This is a genomic window from Sphingomonas sp. Leaf67 (assembly GCF_001421965.1).
GTDB lineage: Bacteria > Pseudomonadota > Alphaproteobacteria > Sphingomonadales > Sphingomonadaceae > Sphingomonas.
In genome coordinates, this window is sequence record NZ_LMLP01000021.1 from 133,896 (window position 1) to 159,265 (window position 25,370).

Annotated in this window: 18 protein-coding genes and 1 pseudogene; 9 read left to right on the forward strand and 10 right to left on the reverse strand. The window is 65.9% G+C overall.

The genetic code is table 11. The features are described 5' to 3' along the window. Positions 1 to 9 precede the first annotated feature (9 nt). The 4 genes from ASE90_RS12810 to ASE90_RS12825 all read right to left on the reverse strand — a co-directional run bounded on the left by ASE90_RS12810 (position 10) and on the right by ASE90_RS12825 (position 4,220). Positions 10 to 759 (reverse strand): AcvB/VirJ family lysyl-phosphatidylglycerol hydrolase, encoded by a 750-nt coding sequence (locus tag ASE90_RS12810; protein ID WP_056001234.1) that lies wholly within the window; start codon positions 757 to 759, stop codon positions 10 to 12. Continuing rightward, a complete protein-coding gene (gene mprF / locus ASE90_RS12815) occupies positions 756 to 3,371 on the reverse strand; it encodes a bifunctional lysylphosphatidylglycerol flippase/synthetase MprF (RefSeq protein WP_056001237.1) in 2,616 nt (871 codons plus the stop codon). Before mprF ends, ASE90_RS12810 begins: the two co-directional genes overlap by 4 nt. Continuing rightward, on the reverse strand, positions 3,364 to 3,777 hold the full coding sequence (locus tag ASE90_RS12820) for a DUF2147 domain-containing protein (protein WP_056001240.1): 414 nt from the start codon (positions 3,775 to 3,777) through the stop codon (positions 3,364 to 3,366). The genes mprF and ASE90_RS12820 overlap by 8 nt, the downstream gene beginning before the upstream one ends. An 83-nt stretch (positions 3,778 to 3,860) precedes the next feature. Beyond that, a complete protein-coding gene (locus tag ASE90_RS12825) occupies positions 3,861 to 4,220 on the reverse strand; it encodes a hypothetical protein (protein WP_056001243.1) in 360 nt (119 codons plus the stop codon). 218 nt (positions 4,221 to 4,438) lie between these two features. Between ASE90_RS12825 and ASE90_RS12830 the strand changes: the two genes are divergently transcribed. After that, positions 4,439 to 6,046 (forward strand): inorganic phosphate transporter, encoded by a 1,608-nt coding sequence (locus ASE90_RS12830; protein ID WP_162235094.1) that lies wholly within the window; start codon positions 4,439 to 4,441, stop codon positions 6,044 to 6,046. A gap of 4 nt (positions 6,047 to 6,050) precedes the next feature. Continuing rightward, a complete protein-coding gene (locus tag ASE90_RS12835; RefSeq protein WP_056001247.1) occupies positions 6,051 to 7,526 on the forward strand; it encodes a hypothetical protein in 1,476 nt (491 codons plus the stop codon). Between the two features lie 166 nt (positions 7,527 to 7,692). On the opposite strand, the gene ASE90_RS12840 is transcribed toward ASE90_RS12835, so the two are convergent. Next, complete coding sequence (locus tag ASE90_RS12840; RefSeq protein ID WP_056001251.1) at positions 7,693 to 8,469, reverse strand: hypothetical protein; 777 nt, start codon at positions 8,467 to 8,469, stop codon at positions 7,693 to 7,695. Positions 8,470 to 8,604: 135 nt separating this feature from the next. Between ASE90_RS12840 and ASE90_RS12845 the strand changes: the two genes are divergently transcribed. Continuing rightward, positions 8,605 to 9,705, forward strand: coding sequence for a glycosyltransferase (locus ASE90_RS12845; protein ID WP_056001253.1), 1,101 nt, complete (start codon positions 8,605 to 8,607; stop codon positions 9,703 to 9,705). Here the strand turns inward: ASE90_RS12845 and ASE90_RS12850 are convergent. Continuing rightward, positions 9,666 to 10,223, reverse strand: coding sequence for a hypothetical protein (locus ASE90_RS12850; RefSeq protein ID WP_056001256.1), 558 nt, complete (start codon positions 10,221 to 10,223; stop codon positions 9,666 to 9,668). The genes ASE90_RS12845 and ASE90_RS12850 overlap by 40 nt on opposite strands. 172 nt (positions 10,224 to 10,395) lie before the next feature. After that, the gene (locus ASE90_RS12855; RefSeq protein WP_056001259.1) at positions 10,396 to 11,970 is read right to left on the reverse strand and encodes an alpha-N-arabinofuranosidase; all 1,575 of its coding nucleotides are present in this window, start codon (positions 11,968 to 11,970) and stop codon (positions 10,396 to 10,398) included. 181 nt (positions 11,971 to 12,151) lie between these two features. On the opposite strand from ASE90_RS12855, the gene era reads away from it, so the two are divergent. Next, positions 12,152 to 13,054, forward strand: a complete 903-nt coding sequence (gene era, locus ASE90_RS12860) for a GTPase Era (RefSeq protein WP_056001262.1) — start codon at positions 12,152 to 12,154, stop codon at positions 13,052 to 13,054. Positions 13,055 to 13,197: 143 nt separating this feature from the next. On the opposite strand, the gene ASE90_RS12865 is transcribed toward era, so the two are convergent. Both ASE90_RS12865 and ASE90_RS12870 read right to left on the reverse strand, forming a co-directional pair. Next, the gene (locus ASE90_RS12865) at positions 13,198 to 15,750 is read right to left on the reverse strand and encodes a TonB-dependent receptor (RefSeq protein ID WP_235531807.1); all 2,553 of its coding nucleotides are present in this window, start codon (positions 15,748 to 15,750) and stop codon (positions 13,198 to 13,200) included. A gap of 91 nt (positions 15,751 to 15,841) precedes the next feature. Continuing rightward, positions 15,842 to 17,356, reverse strand: coding sequence for a tryptophan halogenase family protein (locus tag ASE90_RS12870; protein WP_056001265.1), 1,515 nt, complete (start codon positions 17,354 to 17,356; stop codon positions 15,842 to 15,844). A 263-nt stretch (positions 17,357 to 17,619) separates the two neighbouring features. Here ASE90_RS12870 and ASE90_RS12875 point away from each other — a divergent pair, with 263 nt between their 5' ends. After that, positions 17,620 to 20,643 (forward strand): TonB-dependent receptor, encoded by a 3,024-nt coding sequence (locus ASE90_RS12875; RefSeq protein ID WP_200910895.1) that lies wholly within the window; start codon positions 17,620 to 17,622, stop codon positions 20,641 to 20,643. Positions 20,644 to 20,729: 86 nt separating this feature from the next. On the opposite strand, the gene ASE90_RS12880 is transcribed toward ASE90_RS12875, so the two are convergent. Further along, positions 20,730 to 21,104, reverse strand: a complete 375-nt coding sequence (locus ASE90_RS12880) for a glycine zipper 2TM domain-containing protein (protein WP_056001271.1) — start codon at positions 21,102 to 21,104, stop codon at positions 20,730 to 20,732. 197 nt (positions 21,105 to 21,301) lie between these two features. Here ASE90_RS12880 and gyrB point away from each other — a divergent pair, with 197 nt between their 5' ends. The 4 genes and pseudogenes from gyrB (at position 21,302) to ASE90_RS12900 (ending at position 25,189) form a co-directional block, all read left to right on the forward strand. Then, positions 21,302 to 23,782, forward strand: coding sequence for a DNA topoisomerase (ATP-hydrolyzing) subunit B (gene gyrB, locus ASE90_RS12885; protein WP_056001274.1), 2,481 nt, complete (start codon positions 21,302 to 21,304; stop codon positions 23,780 to 23,782). Between the two features lie 125 nt (positions 23,783 to 23,907). Beyond that, positions 23,908 to 24,327, forward strand: a pseudogene (locus tag ASE90_RS19255) (ArsB/NhaD family transporter); the annotation flags it as partial. A 24-nt stretch (positions 24,328 to 24,351) separates the two neighbouring features. Next, on the forward strand, positions 24,352 to 24,666 hold the full coding sequence (locus tag ASE90_RS12895; protein WP_056001280.1) for an ArsR/SmtB family transcription factor: 315 nt from the start codon (positions 24,352 to 24,354) through the stop codon (positions 24,664 to 24,666). A 4-nt stretch (positions 24,667 to 24,670) separates the two neighbouring features. Continuing rightward, the gene (locus ASE90_RS12900; protein ID WP_056001283.1) at positions 24,671 to 25,189 is read left to right on the forward strand and encodes a rhodanese family protein; all 519 of its coding nucleotides are present in this window, start codon (positions 24,671 to 24,673) and stop codon (positions 25,187 to 25,189) included. Positions 25,190 to 25,370: the final 181 nt, after the last annotated feature.

The following is a 25,370-nucleotide window of genomic DNA, read 5'->3' on the forward strand; positions in this document are numbered from 1 at the left end:
GGAGAATCCTCACGTCAGGATCGACGGGTCGGCAGTGCGCAGCGTCGCGAGGATGGTCGCGACCAGCAACTGGTCGTCGTTGCGCAGGAAATGCCCGCCGGGCAGGCCGACGACCTGCGCGCCGCTGCCCCGCAGGGTCGGGCACAGGCTTTCGGTCTCGTCGGTGCCGTAGATGCAGATGACGGGTGCCCAGTGCAGTGCGCGCATCGCCGCTTCGGGATGCGCATCGGGCGTGCCGTGATACAGGATGCCGGTCGGGTCGGAGCGGAAGAAGACGGTCTGCGCCGGCACGACGACGTTGATCGCCGCGACCTTTGCCCGCAGGTCGGCGGGCAGGTCGGGCGCGATCGCCGAGACGATGTCGGCGCCGAACGACTGGCCCATCAGGATCACGCGGTGCGCGCCGGTCTGCGCCAGCGCGGTACGGATGGCCCCGACGACGATCGCATCGGCCTGTTCGCGGCTGCGGGTCGTGCCGAAATTGACCGGCGAGCTGACCCCGATCACCGGAATGCCGTGCGCGGCGAGCGCGGGCACGACCTTGCTGCCCATGCCGAAGCGCAATCCCATGTCACCGGAGAAGTACACGGCGACGACGTCGGGATGCTTTTTTCCCTGAAAGAAGCGGATCGACTGGGTATCGATCAGGTGCAGCGCCGGGGCGGCGAGGCCGAGCAGGACCAGCAGCCCGGCAAGGAGTGCGCCGATGCCGATCCGGCGGCGCAGGCGGGTGCGGCGGGCGAGGGGCGACAGGCTCATGGATGGACTTTCGCTGGCAGGGGGGCGGGGGCCGGGGCGGGGGGCAGATACTGGGCGGGCTGCGGACGACCGATCAGGCGGGAGAGGTCGCGCAGGCTCTGCAACAGGCCGATGCCGCCGGGGCCGGCGATGTAGCGCGGCTCCCATCCGGGCGCGAACTTCTCCTTGTAGGTGCGCAGGCCGCGGAAGCCGTAGAATCGTTCGCCATGGCGGAAGATGAACGCCGCCGCCTTGGCCCAGGCGGGGGCGAGCCGGCGATCCTCGATCCCCGACAGCGGCGCCATGCCGAGCGAGAAGCGGGCATAGCCCTGTGCCTGCGCCCACAGCATCAGGTCGACCAGCAGGAAATCCATCGTTCCCGGCGGTGCGTCGCTGCGATGGCGCATCAGGTCGACCGAGGCTTCGTTCCTCGACGCGGTCAGCCACAGATTGGCGAAGGCGACGATGCGGTCGTCGATCGTCACCACCGCCACGTCGAAATGGCTGAGATAGGCGCGGTCGAAATGGCCGAGGCTGAAGCCCTTCTCGCGCTGTGCCTTGGCCGTCAGCCATTCGTCGGACACGCTTTCGAGCTCGTCGATGATGCTGCCGAGTTCGCTGGCGGCGACGATGTGCAGCTTCGCGCCCTTGCGCGCGACGGCGCGTTCGGACTTGCGCAGCGCGCGCAGGCGGGGCGTGTCGAGGGTGAAGGTCGTCAGGTCGACCACCGCATCCTCGCCATATTTGACGATGTTCAATCCCATGCCGATCGCGATGTCGAGCACCGGGGAGGATACTTCGTAGAGCAGCAGCCGCCCCTGTTCGCGATCGGCCAGATCGCGCAGGTTCCACAGCAATTCGCCCCACGCCGCGCGGGGGCCGACCGGATCGCCCATCGCGATCCAGCTGGCACCGTACACCTGATACATGACGAAGGCGTCGCCCGCATCGGACAGCAGGAAACGCTTGTCGCCGGTCAGCGCCAGCATCGCATCGGTGCGGTTGGCCTGGGTCAGGATGCGGCGGACGCTGGCGGCGTCGACGATCGAGGGCATGGTGCGGGCGGCAGCGGCGGTCGGTGCCATCAACCGCCAGATGCACGCGCCCGCCAGCATCACGATCACGCCCAGCGACGCGCGCAGGAACCGCGGCGCATCGCTGTTCAGCGCGAATTTCCACCACAGATTTTCCGAATATGGGACGTGGCGATACGCGAAGAAACCCGCCCAGATCGTCAGAGCGATGACGGCCGCGACCGATGCGATCCAGCCGGGACCGATCGGCTGGCTGGTCAGCGTCGTCCGCCGATAGAATGCGCTGCGGGTCCATTGCAGCAGCGTGGCGACGGTCAGGCAGATCGTCGCTTCCTCATAATCCAGCCCCTTGCCGATCGAGAACAGCGCGGCCGCGATCAACAGTGCGCGGGCGGCAACGAACGCGCCATCGAGCCGGCGATAGAGCGCGGGGGCGAGCAGCAGCAGGCCGGTGCCGGTCAGGCTGGCGGCGATGCTGCTCGCCTCGATCATCGGCAGCGGCAGGATTGCGGCAAGGTCGCCCATGCGCGCGCGGACCGAGGGCAGCGATCCCGACAGCAGCAGCATCGCGCCGGTGGTGAAGGTCGCGGCGCTGAGTGCCAGCGGGGCGACGCCGGTGGCGACGGCGCGGACGCCCGACAGGAAGCGAACCGGCCGCCGCCGCTGCCGCGCGCCTTCATGCCATGCCAGCACGAGGATGCCGAGCGCGAGCGGCAGGAGGTAATAGAGCACACGATAGGCGATAAGCGCGGCGAACAGCTTGGCGCGGCCGGCGGGGACGACCGCCAGCACCACCGCCTCGAACACACCGATCCCGCCCGGAACATGGGTGATGACCGCCGCGACGATGCCGAGCGCATAGGCGAGGATGAAGGCGGGCAGCAGCGCCGGGGTCGCGCCGGGGATCAGCACGAACAGGGCGGCGCTGGCGCAGCTGATGTCGATCAGCGCGATGGCGATCTGGAGGAACAGCTGCATCGGCGTCGGCAGCGGGATGGAAAAGCCGAACAGGCGGATCGGGCTGCGCATCAGCGCACAGGCGGCGAGCGACCCGAGTGTCAGCGCCGCGATGCCCCAGCCGGCCAGCGCGACCTCACCCGCGCCGAGCTTCAACCCGACAAGGTCGAGGGGGCCGTGATGCAGCAGCAGCGCCACGCCGGTGACGCTGATCACCCCGGCCCAGAAGGTGCCGCTGGCGATCGCGATGACGCGGGCGACGTCGGGTCCGTCAAGTCCGGCGGTGGTATAGACGCGGTAGCGCGCCGATCCGCCGGTCAGCAGGGCGAGGCCGAGATTGTGACTGAGCGTATAGCTGGTGAACGAGGCAAGCGCGGCGGTCCGCCACGGCAGCGGGCGTCCGATGACGCTCAGCGCCAGCACGTCGTAGAAGGTGAGCGCGAGATAGCTGCCCGCCGTCGCCATCAGCGCCAGCACGATCCGGTGCGGCGACAGCGCGTGCATTGCCGCGCGGACATCGTCGAAGCGGACTTCCTGCGTCAGATGCTCCAGCGCCGCGAAGCCCAGTCCGATCAGTACGAGGACGATCAGGACGCTGATCGGCGTCCGATAGCGTTCGATCCAGCGGCGCAGGTCAGCCATGGGGCACCTGCGCGATCCGGGTCCACATCTGGGTCCGGCACAGCATGTCGCCGAGCAGGCAGCCCCGAATCTGCAGGCGATCGACCGAGGGCTGTTCGATCCGCGACGAGAACCGCCGGCCCATATCGGGGACGAACACCATGCCCGACCAGGTGCCGCGCCCGTCGGCGGTATAGTCTTCGAGCAATTCGGTGCCGATCAGCCGGTCGGTGCCGCCGGCGCGGGCATCGGCCTGCGCGGTCGCACTGGCCCAGACCACCCAGCCGCACAGCCGGTTGCCGCACGGCGCGGTGCGGACCGCCACATCGCTATGCGGGCTGAGCCACAGCCCGGCGGGCTGGGGCGCTTCCGCCGCGCCCGCCGGCACCGCCAGTGTCATCGCCAAAATCGCCAACCACCTGCGCATCGCTCACATCCCCTTCATCCTGGGGCGTGTAGCGGCCTTATTCTTGCCGGGCGTTCAGCGCGCGCTGAACAATCGGTAATGATTCACCGGTTGAGGGAGTAGGTGATGAAGAAGCAGGCGGCGGTCAGCAACAGCATCGCGATGATGAAGGCCGTATCCGCGATCCGTTCCAGCCAGTGCAGTCGCCGCACGCCCTGTACCCGCAGCGCGAAATAGGCGCTGAGCGTCGCGATCAGGAACATCAGCGCGTCGATCGACAACAGGTCGTCCGCAAAGGTCTGGCGCGCGCGCAGGGTGATGGTGACGTGGAGCAGCCCGATGCCGGTCAGGCAGACGCCGACCATCGCCGCGGCGATCGGGCAGATCATCTGACAGGTCCGCTCGTCGAGCAGGTCGCGACGGTTGCGCCGTCCGGCGCGCGGCGGATCGATGCGGTCGGTCATGGCGGCCCTGCGGTGCGGCGAAGCGGGCGTCTGCGTCAAGCACAGAAAAGGGCGCGGCCGGCGGATAAACCGTGGCCGAACACCCTTTCGCATCATATCGCCAAAGCATCTTCCATCGGCTATGGGCCGCTCGCCGACCGCGACGCCGACGCGGGGGCGGTGTGCAACTGTCACACTTCGCCAGTAGGGCGATTCGTCCATTCGGCAGGGGAATTTCGATGACGAGCGCAGCGCTGGAGCGGGATGTACGCCCCGGCCCGAAACTGGACGACAGCTTTGGTCGTGCCGGTACGTTTGGATTCGCCGTGGCGATCGTCGCCGCGCTCGGCTATGTCGTCTACAACGTCTATCGCGATGCGGCGGCGGCGAGTGTCGATCCGCTGACGCTGATGCCGTTCGGGCTGCTGGTGCTGGCGCTCATCATCGCGCTGGGCTTCGAATTCGTGAACGGGTTCCACGACACCGCCAATGCGGTGGCGACGGTGATCTACACCAATTCGATGCCCGCGCACGTCGCGGTCGTGTGGTCGGGCTTCTTCAATTTCCTCGGCGTGCTGCTGTCGACCGGCGCGGTCGCGTTCGGCATCATCTCGCTGCTGCCGATCGAACTGATCTTGCAGGTCGGGTCGTCTTCGGGCTTCGCGATGGTCTTCGCGCTGCTGATCGCGGCGATCGTGTGGAACCTCGCCACCTGGGCGCTGGGCATCCCGTCGTCGTCGTCGCACACGCTGATCGGATCGATCATCGGCGTCGGCGTCGCCAATGCGATCCTGCAAGGGCGCAGCGGGTCGGCTGGCGTCGACTGGGACAAGGCGACCGAGATCGGCAAGGCGCTGCTCATCTCGCCGCTGATCGGCTTCGGGGTCGCCGCGCTGCTGTTCCTCACGATGAAGACGCTGATCCGCAACCGCAAGCTGTACGAGGCGCCGGTCGGCGATACGCCGCCGCCGCTGTGGATCCGTGCGCTGCTGATCTTCACCTGCACCGGCGTCAGCTTTGCCCACGGGTCGAATGACGGGCAGAAGGGCATGGGCCTTATCATGCTGATCCTGATCGGTACCGTGCCGACCGCCTATGCGCTCAACCGCGCGGTTCCCGCCGAATATGAAGCGCAGTTCGTCACCAACAGCGCGGCCGCGACGCAGGTGCTGAGCCCCCGCGGCGCGCGCGTCAGCCTCGACGATACCGCCGCCCGCAGCCAGACGCAGCGCTACATCACCGAGCGCAAGCTGGACGCCGAAACCGTGCCCGCCGTCACTGCGCTGGTCGGCACGATCGACCGGCAGGTCCGCGAATATGGTTCGCTGGCGAAGGTACCGGCCGCCGTCAGCGGCAACATGCGCAACGACATGTACCTCGCCTCCGAAGCGGTGAAGCGCATCGGCAAGGAAAAGTCGCTGGGCCTGAACGAGCGCGATCAGCAGGTGTTGACCGATTATCGCGGCTCGCTCGACGCCGGTACGCGCTTCATCCCGCTCTGGGTAAAGGTCGCGGTCGCCTTTGCCCTCGGCCTCGGCACGATGGTCGGGTGGAAGCGGATCGTGGTCACCGTCGGCGAAAAGATCGGCAAGACCCACCTGACCTATGCGCAGGGCGCGTCGGCCGAACTGGTGGCGATGGCGACGATCTTCGGTGCCGACAGCATGGGCCTGCCGGTGTCGACCACCCATGTCCTGTCGTCGGGTGTCGCCGGCACGATGGCGGCGAACCGGTCGGGGTTGCAGACGTCGACGGTGCGCAACCTCCTGATGGCGTGGGTGCTGACGTTGCCGGTGTCGGTGCTGCTGTCGGGGTCGCTGTACCTGCTGCTCAACCGGGTCTTCTGATCGGATGACGGGGGCGGCGGAACGGGTCGACCGGCCCGATGCGGTGCCGGTCGTGCCGCTCCGCCGCGATCCGGTGGCATGGCTGATCGCGCTGCTGGTCTGGTTCTCCTGCGCATGGTTCGGGTCGTGGGAGTTCAATCCCAACAACGCCGTGCGGATGTTCGCCACGCTGTCGCTGGTCGAACAGGGCGATGCGACGATCGACGAATTCGCGCCCTTGACGATCGACAAGGCGCAGTTCGGGGAGCATTATTATTCGGACAAGGCACCGGGGATGACCGTGCTCGGCATCCCCGCCGTCGCCCTTGCCGACCGGATATCGGGGCAGCGCGCCGATACCTTCGTCCCCGCCTTCGAAAATCCCGCGTTCAACCGCTTCCTGAAGATCCGCATCCGGCTGGTCGCGGCGACGATCTGTGCGGTGTTGAGCGCGCTGGCAGCGATGCTGCTCTACGATCTCGTTCGCCGGATCTCCGGCGATATCGAGGCGGGGGCGGTCGCCGCGCTCGCCTATGGGCTGGGCACGACCGTCTGGGGATGGTCCACCACGATCTTCGGCCATGCGCCGGTCGCCGCGCTGCTGCTGATCGCGAGCTGGGCGGTATGGCGCGGGACCGGGCCGGCGCGATCGCGGGGGCATGCCGTCATCGCCGGGCTGGCGCTCGGCTGGGCGGTGCTGATCGAGCATTCGGCATTGATCGCCGGGCTGCCGGTTGCGGGCTTCGCGCTGTGGCGGTTGCGCGATCTGCCCCGCGCCGCCGCCATACGGACGTCCCTCGTCGCGCTGGCGGCGGGTACGAGCGCGCTGGTCGTGCTGCTCGCCTACAACCTGATCGCGTTCGGGACGGTGTTGCGGCTCGGCTATTCGGGTGTGGCCGGCTTTGCAGGGATGCAGGAGGGGCTGTTCGGACTGACCTATCCCAAGCCCTATGTGTTGTTCGAACTGGTTTTCGGCGAGCGGCGCGGCATGGTGTGGGTCGCGCCGATCCTGATCGTCGCGCCGTTCGGGTTGGCGATGCTGGTGCGTGATCGCGCCACACGCGATCTCGGTTGGCTGGCGATCGCAGGGGCGGTGGTGCCATTCCTGATCAACGCCTCCTATTATTACTGGGACGGCGGCAACGCGACCGGGCCGCGCCATGCGTTGCCCGCGGTCGGGTTCCTGTGCATCGGCATCGGTGCCTTCTGGGCACGGACGACCCGCTGGTCGCGGGTGGCCGTCGGCGCGCTGCTGGCCGGGTCGGTCACGTTGAACATGGCGATCGCCAGCGCGGAGATCACCGCCCCGCAGGACGAACCGCGCGCACTGTTAAAGTCGGTGTTCGCGGCGCGGTTCGATCCGGGGTATTTGCGGACGGTGGCCGATGAATGGTTCGGGTATACGCCGTGGCAGGGGCTGGCGATCTGGGCGTTGGTTGCCGGGTTGCTGACGGTTGCTTTGGCGGTGTTGGTCGGGCGGGCTAAGGCTGAAGGAAGATAGGGTTCACGCGAAGGCGCGGAGACGCGAAGGCGTTGCGTTCCGGGCGACGGTCGCGCGATCGGGAGACATCCTCCCCAGTTGCAACGGAGATGAGACCGCTGGCGCGGGTGGGTTGCCCGCTGGCGAAACCCCTTCGCGCCTTCGCGCCTTCGCGTGAACCATTCTTCTATTCCGCCGCCTGCGCCTGACGTTCCGGAATGGCAAAACCGAACTTCGCCTCGACCGCCGGGTCGAGCCACGCATGAATATGGGCGAGATCGGCATCGGATACCGGTGGGTAGGCGGTCGGGGTGAAGCTGCGCCGGCCCTGTCCCTTGTACGTGTCCTGCGCGATGAAGGGATCGGCCATCGCAAGGCCGGTCGCGGCGGCGAGGTCGGCGATCACGCCGGCCGGATCGGCGCAGAACGCCGCATGGCCCAGCAATGCCACATGATGCGCCCGGTCGTGCAGCCCGGCCCAGTGACGCAGCTTGGCGGTGCGTTTGGCCACCGGATTGGCGAAGCGATCGCCGGTATCGGGGCAGCGTTCGTGCAGCATTTCGCGCCCCAGCACCGGATGATCCGCCTCGACCCCCCAGAATTCGCTGTCCCAATAGCTATGCCACGGCGCGCGGATGAAGTCGGAGAAGCCGAGTTTTTTTATCTCGCGATGGGCGTGCCATGGCTGGCGATGCAGGCTGCGCACCCAGTCGACCGGGTCGCGCGCCACCACCAGCACCATCACGTCGCGTGGAAACAACACCTGTTCGGGGACGAACCAGTGTTTGAAGCCGTAGCTTTCGGTAAAGGCGGTGCGGCCCAGATTGGCCTCGATAGACCGGATCAGAACGTTGGTGCCCGAACAACGCTGTCCGTACACCTGGATCGAGCGGATCGGCGCGTCGCCGCGACGCAGGATCGTCAGGCCGGGGCGCGGATTGGACCAGCCGTCATGCGTCATCATGCAGGTTCTATTCCCATCTGAATCATCGGAAATCGTTGAGCTTCCGAAATAATTTCTGCTGAAGGCAGCTACGCGGGGAGCCGGAATCGGTTCCGCCGCGTTCCTGCGGCCAAGACGGGTTTCTCCGGGGGGTACATGACGACGCGGCCGATCACCTTCTTCATCCACCATCAGGGTCGCGGCCATGCCAATCGGGCGATCGCAATTATCCGGGAACTGCCCGCCGACCGGCGGGTGACGATCCTGTGCGCCCGCCCCGACCTGTTCGACGGATTCGACCGCCCGATCGAGATCGTCGCCCTGCCGAACATGATCGGCGCGCCGGTGCCGACCAGGGCCTTGTTCGACCAGCCGACGCCCGAAGTGCTGCACTGCGTGCCGCTGGGCGTCGAGGCGACGCGGCGGACGATGCGGACGATCCTCGACCATCTCGACGATGCCGCACCCGCGCTGTTCGTGGTCGACGTTTCGGCAGAGATCGCGCTGATGGCGCGGATCGCCAGCGTGCCTGCGATCAAGATCCGGATGCATGGCGATCGCACCGATCCGGGGCATCTGGGCGCGTATCAGGCATGCGTCGGATTGCTGGCGCCGTTCGACGAAGCGATCGAACAGGACGACTTCCCCGACTGGGGCCGGGCCAAGACCTGTTACACCGGTGGATTGTGCACCACGACCGATCCCGTGCCGACCAGGGACGAGGCACGGGCGAAGCTGGGCATCGATCCTACCCAAGAGGTCGTGCTGGTGCTGACCGGCGGCGGCGGGGCGGGGACGCCCTATGCGCCGCTGACCATGGCCGCGCGGGCGGTTCCGCAAGCCCTGTGGCTGGTGATCGGGCCGGTCCACCGCGAAGGGCATGAGACCGATTTCGGCAATCTGGTCGAGCGCGGCTGGGTCGAGGGCGTCACCGATTACATCGCCGCCGCCGACGTCGTCATCGCATCGGCGGGCGACAATACCGTACACGAGATCGCGCGGGTCGGCCGCCCCTATATCTGCGCGCCCGAATGGCGGTATTTCGCCGAACAGACGCGCAAGGCCGACCGGCTGGCAGAGGTCGGCGCGGCGGTGGCGCTGCACCAGTGGCCGGGGTCGCTGGCACCGTGGCGCGGGCTGCTGGATGCGGCGAAGGCGCTCGATCCGGCGGCGCTGGCCGCGCTTTACGACGCGGATGCGGCGGCGCGGGCGGCGGATTATATCGAGGGGCTGGCGGTGCGGCTCTGGGCCGATTGACGCGCGGCGCGGGCGAACGACGCCGCACTGATGCACCACAGCGCGCAGAACAGGCCGGTGCCGATCGCCACTTCACGGACACCGTTCGCGCCCGGTGAGGCCCAGCCGAGGGTCCAGCCGACGATGCCCGCCAGCAGTTGCGCGACGGCGGCGACGGCCATCGCCTGTGCCATGCCGCGTGCCGTGAAGCGGGCGAGGACCGCCCCGCCGAGCGCCACGAGCAGCACGATGCCGAACAACGCATTGGCGGGATTGGCTTCGTTGCCGAGAAACCCGACCGCCGCATTGACCCAGGTCAGCAGGAACGCAGTGACGACCGCCACCATCGTGCCGAAGCGATAGGCGATGTTCGACGATGCCAGCAGGCCGAGTTCGACCGCGCCGCCCGCCAGCGCGAACAGGATTGCGGCGAAACCGTAATCGGACGACGTCCATGGCGCGCCCAGCAGGGCGGGCATGGCGAGCAGCAGCAGCGCGCCGCCCCAGCCGAGCAGGTGTGGATTGATCGATCGGGGCATGACGGTCCTTTCGCGGTCTTCGTACCGGACCCTATGGCCGGTCGGTGTCGGCCGCGAATGGATGGCCTGTGCAGATTCGGTGAAGAATGCGCGGTCGTTGCGTCGACCAGCGTGGTTCCCCTCCCGTTTCGGGGAGGGGAGCGGTCCGGGGCGACCTGCGCCGCCCCGTTCCTCACTTGATGTCGAGCATCACCACCGACTTGGCCGGCAGCGTCACCGTCAGCGTGCCGTTCGCGACCTGTGCACCGGTAAAGGCGGTCGGGGTCACGGCGTTCGGGTTGTCGAACGTGTTGTGCGCCGTGATCGTCGGGGCGGTCAGCACGCGGCCGGTGATGGTTGCGCCGTTGATCCCGGTCAGCGCCGCCGACACGGTGGTCGGACGGTTCGGATCGGCGTTCGACAGGGCGACATGGACCACCCCGTCCTTGCCGCGCACCGCCGAGGCCGACACCGCCGGCATCACCCATTTGTCGCGCGAGTAATAGGGGCTGTTGACCGTGATCGGCAGCACCGTGCCGTCCATGAACGGCTTGTACATTTCGAACACGTGATAGGTTGGCGTCAGGACCATCTTCGGCCCGTCGGTCAGGATCATCGCCTGCAACACGTTCACCATCTGGGCGATGGCGGTCATCTTCACGCGGTCGGCATGTTTGGCGAAGATGTCGAGGTTGATCGCGGCGACCAGCGCGTCGCGCATCGTGTTCTGCTGGCGCAGGAAGCCCGGCGTCGTGCCCGGATCCTGTGCATACCACGTGCCCCATTCGTCGACGGCCAGCCAGACGCGCTTTTGCGGGTCGTACTTGTCCATCATCGCGACGTGCTTGGTGATGTATTCGTCCATCCGCCACGTCAGCGCGAGCGTTTCGGCCCAGCCCGATTCGTCGAACTGCGTCGGACTGGCGCGCGGTGCCCAGCCACCGGGAACGGTGTAGTAATGGAGCGAGACGGCATCGATCTGACCGATCGATTCGCGCATCATCACGTCGGTCCAGTTATAGTCGTCGTTGTTCGCGCCCGACGCGATCTTCAGGATGCGGCTGCCGGCGGGCGATTTGATGAAGGTCGCGAAGCGGCGGGTCTCGTCGGCGGCATATTGCGGGCGCATGTTGCCGCCACAGCCCCAGAGTTCGTTGCCGATGCCGAAATAGGGCACCTTCCACGGTGCCTTGCGGCCGTTCTTTGCGCGTTCGTCGGCGAGGGTGCCGGCCTCCTGCGTCATATATTCGACCCACTCGGCCATTTCGCGCGGGGAGCCGTTGCCGACATTGCCCGAGATATAGGCTTCGGCACCGACCTGTTCGGTCAGGTCCATGAATTCATGGGTGCCGACCGCGTTATCCTCGGTCACGCCGCCCCAGTGGTTGTTGATCTTGACCGGGCGCTTGTTCTTGGGCCCGATCCCTTCGCGCCAGTGATATTCGTCGGCGAAGCAGCCGCCGGGCCAGCGGATGACCGGCACGCCGAGCCGCTTCAGCGCGGCGACGACGTCGTTGCGAAACCCGCGCGTGTTGGGAATCCTGCGGTCGTTGCCGACCCACAGGCCGCCATAGATGCCGTTGCCGAGATGTTCGGCGAACTGGGTGAAGATGCGGCGGTCATAGGTCGGACCCTGCTGGTCGCCCCGGATCGCGATCTGCGCCGGCTCGCCCGGCTGCGGCGTGGTGGCGGGCGTCTGGGCCGATGCGGTCGCCGCGATCAGCAGCGATGCCGTACCGAGCACGAAATTGCGCGCACGGGTCCGCATCGTGCGGCGCGCAGTGGATTGGTCACGCATGGGTTCTCGCCCCCTCCTATGTTCTTGTCGGACTATTGGGTAGCGGGCCTGCCGGGCCGGATCAAGCACCGACTTGCGCCGCGCACATGCTTTGCTTGCGCCGCCGGCGCGCGTAAGAAGGGCATCATCGAAATTTGAATGAGGTTAGCTTTTGACGTCTTCTTCCCAGTCGTGCGGCCTTGTCGCGGTCCTTGGCGCCCCCAATGCGGGCAAGTCGACGCTGGTCAATGCGCTGGTCGGACAGAAGGTCGCGATCACCAGCCCCAAGGCGCAGACGACGCGCACCCGGTTGATGGGCATCGCGATCGAGGGAAATACGCAGCTGTTGCTGGTCGATACGCCGGGCATCTTCGAACCGAAGCGGCGGCTGGACCGCGCGATGGTGTCGGCGGCGTGGGAAGGCACGGCGGGTGCCGATGCGGTCGCGGTGGTCGTCGACGGCAAGGGCGGGATCGGGCCGAAGGTCCGCGCGATCGTCGAACCGCTCGCCGGGCGGAAGGAGTCCAAGATCCTGATCCTGAACAAGGTCGATATCGCCGACAAGCCGCGCCTGCTCGACCACGCGGCGCGGTTGCACGAACTGGCGGCGTTCGAGGAGACCTTCTTCGTCAGCGCGACGACCGGCGACGGCTTGAGCGAGATGAAGGCGGCGCTGGCGAAGCGGATGCCCGAGGGGCCATGGCATTTCCCCGAGGATCAGGTGAGCGACGCCACCGACCGGATGCTGGCGGCGGAAGTCACCCGCGAGCAGCTGTATCACCAGCTGCACGAGGAACTGCCCTATGCCAGCGCGGTCGATACCGAACGCTATCTGGAGCGCGAGGACGGGTCGGTCGAAATCCACCAGCAAATCTATGTCGCGCGCGAGACGCAGCGCGCGATCGTGCTGGGCAAGGGCGGACAGCGGATCAAGGAAATCGGCGCGACCGCGCGCAAGGAATTGCAGGAACTGCTCGGCGTGCGGGTGCATCTGTACCTGCATGTGAAGGTCAAGCCGAACTGGGAAGAAGACCGGATGCTGTACCGCGATATCGGGCTGGATTGGGTCGAGTAGGGGCGGGCGTCCTCCGTCTCACAGCCGTCATTCCCGCGCAGGCGGGAATCCATAGACGTTATGGTGGCGAACCCTGCCCGGATGTCGGCGGATATGGATTCCCGCCTTCGCGGGAATGACGGAGGCAATGGGACGGGGCGCTCTCAAAACAGCTTGCGCACCGACAGCTTCACGATCCGCCCGTACGGATCGAGGAACGAGGGCTGGAAACGGAACGGCACCGCGCCGTTCCGGTCGCGGACGTCGGGTCGGTCGTTCAGGATATTCTGCACCTCGAACTGGAACGTCATCCCCTTTGCCCACGCCGCCTTGGGGGCGAGTTGCTGGCCCTCAAACTGCGAATAAAAGCCCATGAACGTCGCCGGGGTGAAGCGCAGGTCGGATGCGGCGATCGTGCTGCGGATCCGGGTCGGTGCCTGCCAGAAGATATAGGTGCCCAGCCGCACCGGGCCGTAGGAACCGCCGACATTGCCCTGCACTTCATAGCGCGGACGCCCGCTATTGCCGTCGAGCGACGCGCCATTGAGCAGGTCGAGCTGCGACTGGCCCGGGGCCAGCACCAGCTGGTCGTCGAGCCGGACGGTAAAGGTGGTGAAGCTCCACAGCATCGGGCGCTGCCTGGGCGGAGGCGGGGGCGGCGCGTCCTTGACCGGGGGTGTCGGTGCGGGCGGTTTGGGGCCGAGTTGGCCGAAGAACGACCAGCCGGTGGTGATCTTGCGTTCGCGTTCGCGCAGCGCGTTGATCGGGCGCAGGTCGGCGCGCAGCAATTGTCCGGCGGCATCACGCGGAAATCGTTCGGGAAACGCCGCTTGCAGCGCGGCGGTCGCGCTGCCCGGATACACCAGCTGATCGGTGATCCGCGTGTCGACATAGGCGAGGTTCAGGCGCAGCTCGCTGCCCTTGATCGGTTGCCAGTCGACGCCGAGGGTGCGGATCTGCCGCTCTTCGGGTGCGAGATCGATATTGCCGCCGCCGGTCACCACGATCAACGTGCTGGTGCCGGTCACGAAGTCGAAGAACGGCGTATTGGGGACGGTGACGACCGGGTTGGTCAACGCAGCGATTACCGGCGGCGTCCGGGCGGTGTTGATCGATGCGGTGATCTGGATCGGCCGCCATGGGTTCCAGCGCAGCGCGAGGTTGCTGCTGGTCAGGTTGCCATAATCCGACACCCCGGTCAGCCCGAGCGTCGCATTGGCCGAAACCGTGCCGATCGCGTCCAGCACGCCACGATCGGCCGAGGTGATCGGCAGGTCGAGACTGGCGCTGCCGCCCGCGATCGTCCGGGTGAGCGACGTCGCCGCCTCGGCATTGTCGGCCAGCCGCCCGGTGCTGTTCGACGTGGCATAGTCGGCGTTCAGGGTCAGCAGCGCCTGTCCGGCGAGCAGATCGAACAGCGGGCCGTTGGCGGTCGCCTTGGCCGTGGCGGTGTTGGTCAGGGTGCGGCTGCGGACGATGATCCGGCCGGCGGTGGCGATGCGACCGGACAGGTCGTACGGATCGGCGCCGGCATCGACCGCCGCCTGCAATACCGCCGGATCGACGCCGCGATCGACCGAGGCGCGGGCGCGGACGCGGTCGAATTCGCCGCTGACCGTCCACATCCAGCGACCGATCCCGCCCTGCACGGCCGATCCGGCGTGCAGCGTCAGATTGTCGTTGCGCTGGGTCAGCGCGCCGGCTTCGTCCAGATAGCGATAGAGCATCACGTCGCCGCCAAACGGGCTGGCGGGATTGGCGGCGGGCAGGCGCAGCGCGGCCCCCTGCAATCCGGCCAGCGCGAAACCGCGTTGCGCGTCCATGATCAGGTTCAGCGACCCGGTCAGGGTTTTGCCGATCGGCACGGCATGGGTCATGTCGACCTTCAGCTGGTCGTTGCTGCGGAGCGACAGGAAGGGCGAGAGATCGGTCGCGCGGGTCGTGCCGGCGGTATAGGCGCTCAGGCTGTCGCGGCGGGCCGGATCGGTCGGCGCGGCGGTGGCGGTGACCGCGCGGCCGGCGAGGCGATCGAGTGCTGGGTCGATACTGCCGCCGTTCAGCCCGCGCAGATTGCCGGTGCGGTCGAACACCGTGTCGCTGTCGATCTGATAGGGGCGTTCATCGGCGAACAGCGGATTCTGCCGGTCGTATTTGATCGACAGCAAGGTGCGGCGGTCCCCCTCGATCCGGGTCGTGCCCAGTTCGACGCGCGCGGTGCCGCCGCCGCCATCGGTGGTGGTGCCCGCCCCCTGTTCGATGGTCAGCGCGCGAAAATGTTTCCTGGTGACGAAATTGACGATGCGGACCGTGGCCGGGAACCCGAACCGCGCCGAATCCTGTTCGTTCAGGATCTCGGTCCGCTCCAGCGCTTCGGGTGGCAGGGTCTGGATCTCGCGATAGCCGGAGATGCGGCGGCCGTTGAGCAGGAACACCGGTTCGCCGCCGCTGTTCGACGTCGTCAGCGGCTTGAGCAGTTTCAGCAGGTCGTTGATGCTGGTCACGCCCAGGGCGCGGATCGCCTCTGCATCGAGCACCGCGACCGGTGCGGCCTCGCCCAGCGCCGATCCCGGCGGACGCTTGCCGGTGACGACGATGTCGTCCTTGTGCATGTCATCGGTGGCCGGTTCGGGATCGTCCTGCGCCAGTGCCGGGGCAGGGGCCATCACCACTGCCGCCCCGGCCAGCATCCGCCAGCCGTCCCGCCCGTGTCCCGTCATGCAGCATGCTCCATCGTCGTTGCGAGCGCGCAGTAGGCGGCGTTTCCGACCGGATCGTGGCGAAACGAGGCAACCGCGCGGCGGGACGATCCTATCGAGGCAAGGCCGCGGCGTGCATCGGCAGCGACCGCGCAGCGCGGCGATAGGCGGCGTGCATGTCACGCAGTGCGGCTTCGACCGAATCGGCGCTCAGCCGGTCGACGCCCGGTTCGTAGGCGGCGGGCCATAGCTCCTGTCCGGTCAGCACCGCCGCCCAGCTGGGAACCGCGAAGATATCGCCCGCCTGCGGAATCAACCGCCCCTGCGCGCGCCATAATTCGATCCGGTGGGAAAGGCTGTCGGGCACGGTCATCGCCCGCATCGTACGCCAGAAGTCGCTGTCGTTGCGGGTCGTCGCCTTGTAATGCAGCACGACGAAGTCGCGGACCGCCTCGAACGCGCGGGCCATGTCGGCATTATAGGCGTCGCGTTCGGCCGGGTGGACGGCAGCGCCCGGAAACAATGCGATCAGCCGCTGGATGCCATGCTGGATCAGGTGGATGCTGGTCGATTCGAGCGGTTCGACGAAACCGGCGGCAAGGCCGAGTGCCACGACATTGTGCGACCATGCCTTGCGCCGCATACCGGTGGTGAACGACAGCGACCGGACATCGCCGCACGGCTCGCCCGGGGCATGGTCGCGTAGCAGGCGTTCGGCATCCTCGGCGGTGGTGAAGCCGCTGGAATAGACATGCCCGTTGCCGGTGCGATGCTGCAGCGGTATCCGCCACTGCCATCCGGCGGCATGGGCGGTGGCGCGGGTGTAGGGCGGCAGCGGATCGAGCCGGGTCGTCGGCATCGCCAGCGCGCGGTCCATCGGCAGCCAATGCCGCCAGTCGTGATAGCCGGTCGCCAGCGTCCCTTCGATCAGCAGCCCGGCAAACCCCGAGCAATCGACGAACAGATCGCCGGCGATCGTCCGGCCGTCGTCCAACCGGACCGCAGTGACGTCGCCCGTCCCGCCGTCGCGATCGACCTGCACGACCCGCCCTTCATGGCGGACGACGCCCTGTTCCTCGGCGACGCGACGCAGCAGTGCGGCATAGAGGGTCGCGTCGAAATGATAGGCATGGGCGATATGCGCGAGCGGCGTGCGGTCGCCCGCCGGCGGGATCCCGAACCGTCCCTCGCGCGCGGTGACGGTGCACATCGAATAATCGGTCAGCCCGGTATCGCCACCGCGCGCCCGGTGGCGCAGCCACAGTTGATGGAACGGCACACCGTGGAAATCCTGTCCCGCCGCGCCGAAGGGATGGAAATAACGCTGCCCGATCCGGCCCCAATCGACGAATTCGATGCCGAGTTTGTAGCTGCCCATCGTTTCGCGCAGGAAGCGGTCCTCGGCGATGTCGAGCATGGCGTTGAAGGCACGGATCGGCGGAATGGTCGCTTCGCCGACGCCGACCGTGCCGATCGCGTCGGATTCGATCAGCGTGATATGACGCCCGACCGGTCCAAGCGCGCGCGACAGCGCTGCCGCCGCCATCCAGCCTGCCGTTCCCCCACCGACGATAACGACTTGCCGTACTAATGCATCCGTTGTCGACACAGTCGCAGGTTTTGGCATGGCCCCCTCCTTTGCCGGTTCAGGATCGAATCACCGGCGGGCGATCGTTCGAATATCGTATTATCGGCAACGATCTTGCCCGATCCCGGCATGTGGCACGGGTTAATGCGATATCGATCCGGCGTCGACCATCGGGTTCGCCGCACATGCCCAATTGGTAGCGATATCAGCAACCCTTCAGCAACAAATACCGCTTGAAAGTAGGACAAATAGATAATAGCGATTTGTCATATAGAACATAAAATACAAAAAGGGGGGGTATAATGCGTCGTTTCACGCTGATGGCGTCGGTCGCCGTCGTGCCAATCATGCTGGCTGCCGCGCCGGCATTCGCGCAGGTTTCGCCGACCGACAGACCGGTCGGTGCCGATGCCGGCGAAACGGTCGAAGTGCCGGACGCGACCAAGAAGGACGACGAACAGTCCGAAATCCTGGTGCGTGGTCTTCGCCGCAGCCTTGCCAGCTCGCAGGCGATCAAGCGCAATTCGGACTCGATCATCGACGTGATCGTCGCTGACGATATCGGCAAGCTGCCGGATTACACCGCCGCCGAAAGCCTGGCGCGTATCGCCGGTGTCCAGGTCACCCGCTTCAGCGATGAAGTGAACGGGGTGCTGATCCGTGGCCTGCCTGACGTTGCGACGTCGTATAACGGTCGCGAACTGTTCACTGCCGAACTGCGCCGCGTGCAGTTGCAGGATTTTCCGGCACAGGCGATCGCCAGCATGGAAGTGTACAAGTCGGGTACCGCCGATCTGGTCGAACCGGGTCTTGCCGGCCTGATCAACGTCCGCACGCGTCGTCCGCTCGACTTCAACGGCCGCGTCATCGCCGGCGGCTTCCGCGGTACCTATAATGACCAGAGCCGCAAGTACGATCCGGGCGGCAACGTGCTGATTTCGGACCGCTGGAAGGTGGGCGACGGCGAAATGGGCCTGCTGGTCAACGCCACTTTCGCACAGTCGCAATATTATAACGGCGTCCGCTACAATGCGAGCTATGTCCGCGATTCCCGTTACTCGGACTTCGGTGTGCAGGGAGCGAAGGTTCGCGACAATTTCGACAAGGGCAACGCCAACGGCCTCTTCTTCTTCCCGAACAATATCGGCCTGTATAATGATGGCGGCAAACGGTATCGTCCGTCCGGCAACTTCTCACTGCAGTATAAACCGAACCCGGACACCGAAATCTATGTAGAGGGCATCTACCAGGGCTATCGCGGTCGCGGCTATGCCGACAATTTCGACGTGCCGCTGGAGCAATGGGGTCCGAATTCGACCCCACCGGTTTTCACCAACGTCGTGCTGATGGACGGGCAGTCGTACAACGACATCAAACTGCTTCCCGGCAAGGAGCCGCCCTATGACGTGACGACGGTACCGCAGGCGGTATCGCTGTCGAAGACGTCAGGCTCCGAGCCGCAGGGTTATCGCAACACGACGCAGGATCAGACCAACACCTATCAGATCGCGACCGGTGCGCGCTGGCAGACCGATCGTGCGACGCTGTCGACCGACCTCGCCTATAGCCGAAGCCGCTACACCCGCGACAATTACAGCCTCGATTTCCGTACCGTCGGCGCAAAGTCGGTCGACGTCGCGTTCAATCGCGATGGCGGCGTGTCGTTCAACTTTCCGAGCTGGGACCCGTTCAACCCCGCCAACTATATGTTCCGCGGCTATTATGAAGCCACGTACGATGTGAAGGGCGACGACTGGCAGTGGCGCGGCGACCTCGCGCTCGATACCGACTGGGCCGTTCTGCCGAAGATCCAGTTCGGTCTGCGCGCGACGAAGCACCACAGTGAGCGAACCACCGATGGTTCACGCTATGCCGAATTGTCGGCGGCATTGATCCCCTATGCATCGTTGCCGATCGGCGACTTGGCGAAGACGATCGATCCGTTCCGTGGCAGCGCGCAGGGTTTCGTGTCGTACCTCCAGCCGCCGCGTGCCGGCATCTACGAGAACCGGGAAGCACTGCGGAAGCTGAGCTACGATACGCTCGCCCAATTGGTGGCACGGTTCCCGAACGATCAAGGGTATAAGGACCGGCTGGCCGAATGGAGCACCGAAACGGTCCAGCCGCCCACGACCTCGGGCTGGCAGGCCGACGAGAGCACCTACGCGGCCTATGCGCAGGGCAAGTATAATTTCGCGCTGGGTGGGCTGGAAATCGATGGCGTCGTCGGCGTTCGCGCCGTGATGACGCATGGCACCAGCTTCGGTGTATCGAACATCTGCACCCTGAACGATGGCGGCACGCCGGCCGATCCGCGGGATGACACCTGCATCCGCTCGCTGTCGGAGCGGACCGAGAAGCAGGACTATCTCGACATCCTGCCCAACGTCAGTGCCCGTTTCAAATTCACGCCCGAACTGCAACTTCGTCTCGGCTACACCAAGACGCGGACCAAGCCGAATTTCGGCGACCTCAATCCGGCGCTGAACATTCAGCCGGTGATCTACCAGCCGTGCCTCGAACCGACCGCCCCGAACTACAACCCGACCGACACCACGAGCTGCCGGATTCCGGGCCGCATCTACCCGAACTATAGCGGGTCGCAGGGCAATCCGTCGCTCAAGCCGTTCACGTCGACGAACTACGACATCAGCCTCGAATGGTATTTCTCGAAAACGGGCTTCGTCAGCGCGTCGGTGTTCCAGCGGGACATATTCGGGTTCACGACCGGGGTGCAGCGGTTCCGCAACGATCCGCAATTCGGCATCCTGTCGCTGTCGAGCCCGATCAACGCGGGTGATGCGAACATCAAGGGCGCGGAAGCCAATTTCCAGACCTTCTTCGACTTCCTGCCGGGCGCTTTGAGCGGTTTCGGTGTCTCGGGCAACGTCAGCTACCTGACGGGAAAGAACCGTTACCCCAACGGCTACAACCCGAATACCGACACGTTCGAAGGCGAGGGCGCGTATCTGACCATTCCCGGCCTGTCGAAATGGACGTATAACGCCGCCTTGTTTTACGAGAAGTCGGGTCTCGTCGCCCGCGTCTCGTACAACCGGCGTTCGGACTGGGTGAACCGGTATAATACCGACCAGCTGAGCGGCTTCCAATACTCGGGCGAATCCACCTATGCCCGCGATCGGCTCGACGCCGGGGCGAGCTATGACATCAACAAGAACATCACCGTCAGCGCCGATATCGGCAACATTTTGGCGCGACCGTTCCGTAACTATGTCAACTTCCAGCCCGGCCGGTCGTCGCCGATCGACGTGCGCGACGAGGGTCGCTACTATGGCGTGGGTCTGCGCTTCCGCTTCGGCGACTGAGCGCGATAAAAAAGGGCCGGCCCTCCGTGTCGGAGGACCGGCCCCATTCCCGTGACCCCGTTACGCAACTCGGGGTCGGGAAAGGCTTAGCGGCGGCAGTAGCGCGGGGCGTCCGACTTATCGATCGCCCGGCCGGCCAGTGCGCCCACGCCACCGCCGAGGATGGTACCGAGCAGACGGTTGCCATTGCCACCGACCTGGTTGCCGAGCAGGCCGCCGGCGATCGCGCCGATCACCGTGCCGCCGTCGCCATTCTCGCATCCGCGATTGTTGCTGCGGCGGGCATAGTTGCGGTCGTTGTAATAGCCGCGGTCGCCGCGATATTCGCGATAGCTGCGGCCGTCGCGATAGTCCCGCTCGTAGCGGTCCCCGCGCCAGCTCTGCGCCGATGCGGCGGTGGGAGCGGCGGCGGTGGCGACCGTGGCGAGTGCGGCGGCAGCGAGCGTCAGCTTCTTGAACATGGGTCTTCTCCCTCAAATCTGGCGACGGTCCGAAAGTCCCTGGCGGGTGGTCCGTCTGTGATTTGGGGTATGCGCCGATTCGCTTGAGCCGATACTGAATGCGCCTGTTAGCTGCCGTTCATTATCGGGCCGGAACGGTCGGGGCGCACATGCGGGTTTTGCTTTAGTTCCGTGCCCTGAAACCCTATATACTCGCTATGGCAACGAACCCCAATCAGAACGACTACGGCGCAGACTCGATCAAGGTGCTCAAGGGGCTGGATGCGGTCCGCAAGCGCCCCGGCATGTATATCGGCGACACCGACGACGGCTCCGGCCTGCACCATATGGTGTTCGAGGTCAGCGACAATGCGATCGACGAGGCGCTGGCCGGACATTGCGACCGCATCCTGATCACGCTCAACGCCGACGGTTCGGTCTCGGTCGAGGATAACGGCCGCGGCATCCCGACCGGTATCCACAGCGAAGAAGGCGTGTCGGCGGCCGAGGTCATCATGACCCAGCTGCACGCCGGCGGTAAGTTCGAAAACACCAACGACGACAATGCGTACAAGGTGTCAGGCGGCCTGCACGGCGTCGGCGTGTCGGTGGTCAACGCGCTCAGCGACTTCCTCGACCTGACGATCTGGCGCGACGGGCAGGAGCATTACATGCGCTTCCGCCGCGGCGATGCCGAGGCGCCGCTGAAGATGGTGGGGCCGTCGGACAAGCGGGGTACCCGTGTCACCTTCCTGCCCAGCCCCGACACGTTCAAGATCGTCGAATTCGACTTCGACAAGCTTGAACATCGTTTTCGCGAACTGGCATTCCTGAACTCCGGCGTCCGGCTGGTGCTGGTCGATGCCCGGCACGAGGAGCCGCGCGAAATCGAACTGTTCTACGAAGGCGGGATCGCCGCGTTCGTGAAATATCTCGACCGGACCAAGACGCCCCTGATGCCCGATCCGATCGCGATCCACGGCTTTCGCGACGATGTCGGCATCGACGTCGCGCTGGAATGGAACGACAGCTATTATGAGAACGTCCTCGCCTTCACGAACAACATTCCGCAGCGCGACGGCGGCACGCACATGGCGGCGTTCCGCGCCGCGCTGACGCGCACGCTCAACAACTATGCCGACAAGTCGGGCATGTTGAAGAAGGAAAAGGTCAGCCTCACCGGCGACGACATGCGTGAGGGGCTGACCGCGATCGTATCGGTCAAGCTGCCCGATCCGAAGTTCAGCAGCCAGACCAAGGACAAGCTGGTTTCGTCGGAAGTGCGTCAGCCCCTGGAAGCGCTGATGGCCGACAAGCTGGCCGAGTATCTTCAGGAAAATCCCGCCAATGCGAAGTCGATCATTCAGAAGGTCATCGACGCCGCCGCCGCGCGCGAGGCCGCCAAGAAGGCGCGCGAGCTGACCCGGCGCAAGGGCGCGATGGACATCGCCTCGCTGCCCGGCAAGCTGGCCGATTGTCAGGAGCGCGATCCGGCCAAGTCCGAACTGTTCTTCGTCGAGGGTGACTCGGCCGGCGGATCGGCCAAGCAGGGCCGCGACCGCCATTTCCAGGCGATCCTGCCGCTGCGCGGCAAGATCCTGAACGTCGAACGCGCGCGGTTCGACCGGATGCTCGCCAGCCGCGAGATCGGGACGATCATCACCGCGCTCGGCACCGGTATCCGCGACGACTTCAATCTCGACAAGCTGCGCTACCACAAGATCGTCATCATGACCGACGCCGATGTCGACGGCGCGCATATCCGCACGCTGCTGCTGACCTTCTTCTATCGCCAGATGCCCGAGATCATCGAGGCGGGGCACCTCTATATCGCGCAGCCGCCGCTGTATAAGGCGACGAAAAGCCGGTCCGAAGTGTATCTGAAGGACGACAACGCGCTCGACGAATATCTGGTCGAGGCCGGGGTCAGCGCGCATGTGCTGGAAAGCCCGGCGGGCGCGCGCAGCGGCGACGACCTGAAGGCGCTGCTGGGTCATGCCCGGCGGATGCGGACGCTGATGCGCTATGTGCCGCGGCGGTACGACATGGGCATCGTCGAGGTGCTGGCGCTGGCCGGCGTGCTCGATCCGCAGATCAACGACACCGACCGCCAGACGCGGTTGCAGGACGCGGTGTCGCGGATCGGGCGGACCGATGTCGAGGCGGACTGGACCGCGCGCGTGACCGAGGATGGCGGGTTGCAGTTCCAGCGGCGCTGGCGCGGGGTGACCGACACCCACAATATCGAACCGGCGTTCCTGCTGTCGGCGGAAGGGCGCAAGCTCCACAGCCTCGCCGCCGAGGAAGCGGCGAGCTATGCCGGCGTGTCGAAGCTGGTGAGCGCGCGCAGCGCCGCGAGCGATCCCGTCGCCGAACCCGAGGTCGAGGAGGGCGAAATCCCCGCCGTTGCCGCCAAGGGCGAGACACTGGTCGCACGACCCAGCCAGTTGCTCGACGCGATTCTCGCCGCCGGGCGCAAGGGACTGTCAATCCAGCGCTACAAGGGTCTGGGCGAAATGAACGCCGAGCAGTTGTGGGAAACGACACTCGACCCGTCGAACCGGTCGATGCTGCGGGTGGCGATCGATCAGGCCGATGTGGCGGATGAGATCTTCACGCGGTTGATGGGCGATGTCGTCGAGCCGCGGCGCGACTTCATTCAGGAAAATGCGTTGAACGTCGCCAATCTGGACGTCTGAAATCGGTCTCATGTTCCCGGATGCGAATAATCGCAAACGGAAGCAGAAAGCCGGAATTTGGGATCAAGTCGCTGAATAGGTCAGGCGCGTCTTAACACGATCAGAACAGCGCGACGGGCGGGGCCGTCGTGGCGCTGTTCGCTCGAGATGGCGTGGCGCCGATCCTGACGCCGATCGTCATCGATGTGCTGCGGACGCCGGATTTCGAGGACGAGACGAAACTTGCGTTCGTCATGGCAGCGGGGCTCGTCTCCGACACCGCCGGCCTGCCGCTGGTCGTGACGAACCTCGTCAACATCGTGTCGGCCGCCTTCTTCAAGACCGGTTTGCCAACGATGCGCCGCGATGGTGCCGGTCGACCTGTTGGCGATTACCGCCACGCTGCGCGCGCTGCTGTTCTTCTTCGTCGTGACATACCGCGAAATTACGATGTGGCCGTGCACCGCGCTCGCGGCGCCGCGATCCGTGACGCCGCGAATTCCGATAGCGCCGGATCAAAATTTCTTCCCGTAGCACTTGCCAATATATTAGAGGATTCTACATAAGAATAAACTTATGGAGTAGCGGCGATGCTCAAGCCGTCGATGAACCTCGCGACATTCGAAGCGAAGGCCGGACAGGTTGCCGACACGCTGAAGGCGATCGGTAATGCGCGCCGGCTGATGCTGCTGTGCAAGCTGGTCGAACATGGCGAGCTGACGGTCGGCGATCTCGCCCGCGATGTCGGCCTGTCGCAATCGGCCTGCTCGCAGCACTTGGCCAAGATGCGCGACGAAGGTCTCGTCACCTATCGGCGGCAGAGCCAGGCGCTCTGGTACGCCATTGCCGACGCCCGCGTCGAAACGCTGCTTGCTACCCTCTACCAGCTCTATTGCAAGGATTGATGCGATGACGCTCGCGACCCTTTCCCCCGCCGATACCCGCGCCGCGATCGATGCCGGTGCGCACCTGATCGACATTCGCGGAACCGACGAACATGCGCGTGAGCACATTCCTGGCGCACAGAACGTCCCGCTAGATCAGATCAGCAAGCTACCGAAGGATGGTCGACCCATTGTCTTCCACTGTACATCGGGGATGCGCACCGCTGCAAACGCGGCGCAACTTGGCGCGGCAGCTGGCGGCGCACCAGCCTTCATGCTCGGGGGCGGCATCGATGCGTGGCGACAGGCCGGACAGCCCATTGTCGCCGATCGGTCGCAGCCGCTGGAGATCATGCGGCAGGTGCAGATTACCGCCGGCGGGCTGGTGCTGGTCGGTGTGCTGCTCGGCCTGTTCTTGGCTCCCGGCTTCCTTGGCCTCTCGGCATTCGTCGGTGCCGGGCTGATGTTTGCCGGGGTGACCGGATGGTGCGGCATGGCCACTCTGCTGCGCGTCATGCCATGGAACCGGCGCGCGGCTGTTTGACGCGATCATGGACAATACCGTCATCCTTGCTCCACCCGCATAGGGCGGCGTGATCGGCCTGATTGCCGCTTGGTCGGCGGGGCCGGCTCGATCTTCGCCTTGCCGCTCCTGACCTGCGTCGCCGGCGTCGGATCGCCGCACGCCGCGGCAGGAACCGCGGCCGTCGCCGTCACGGTCAACA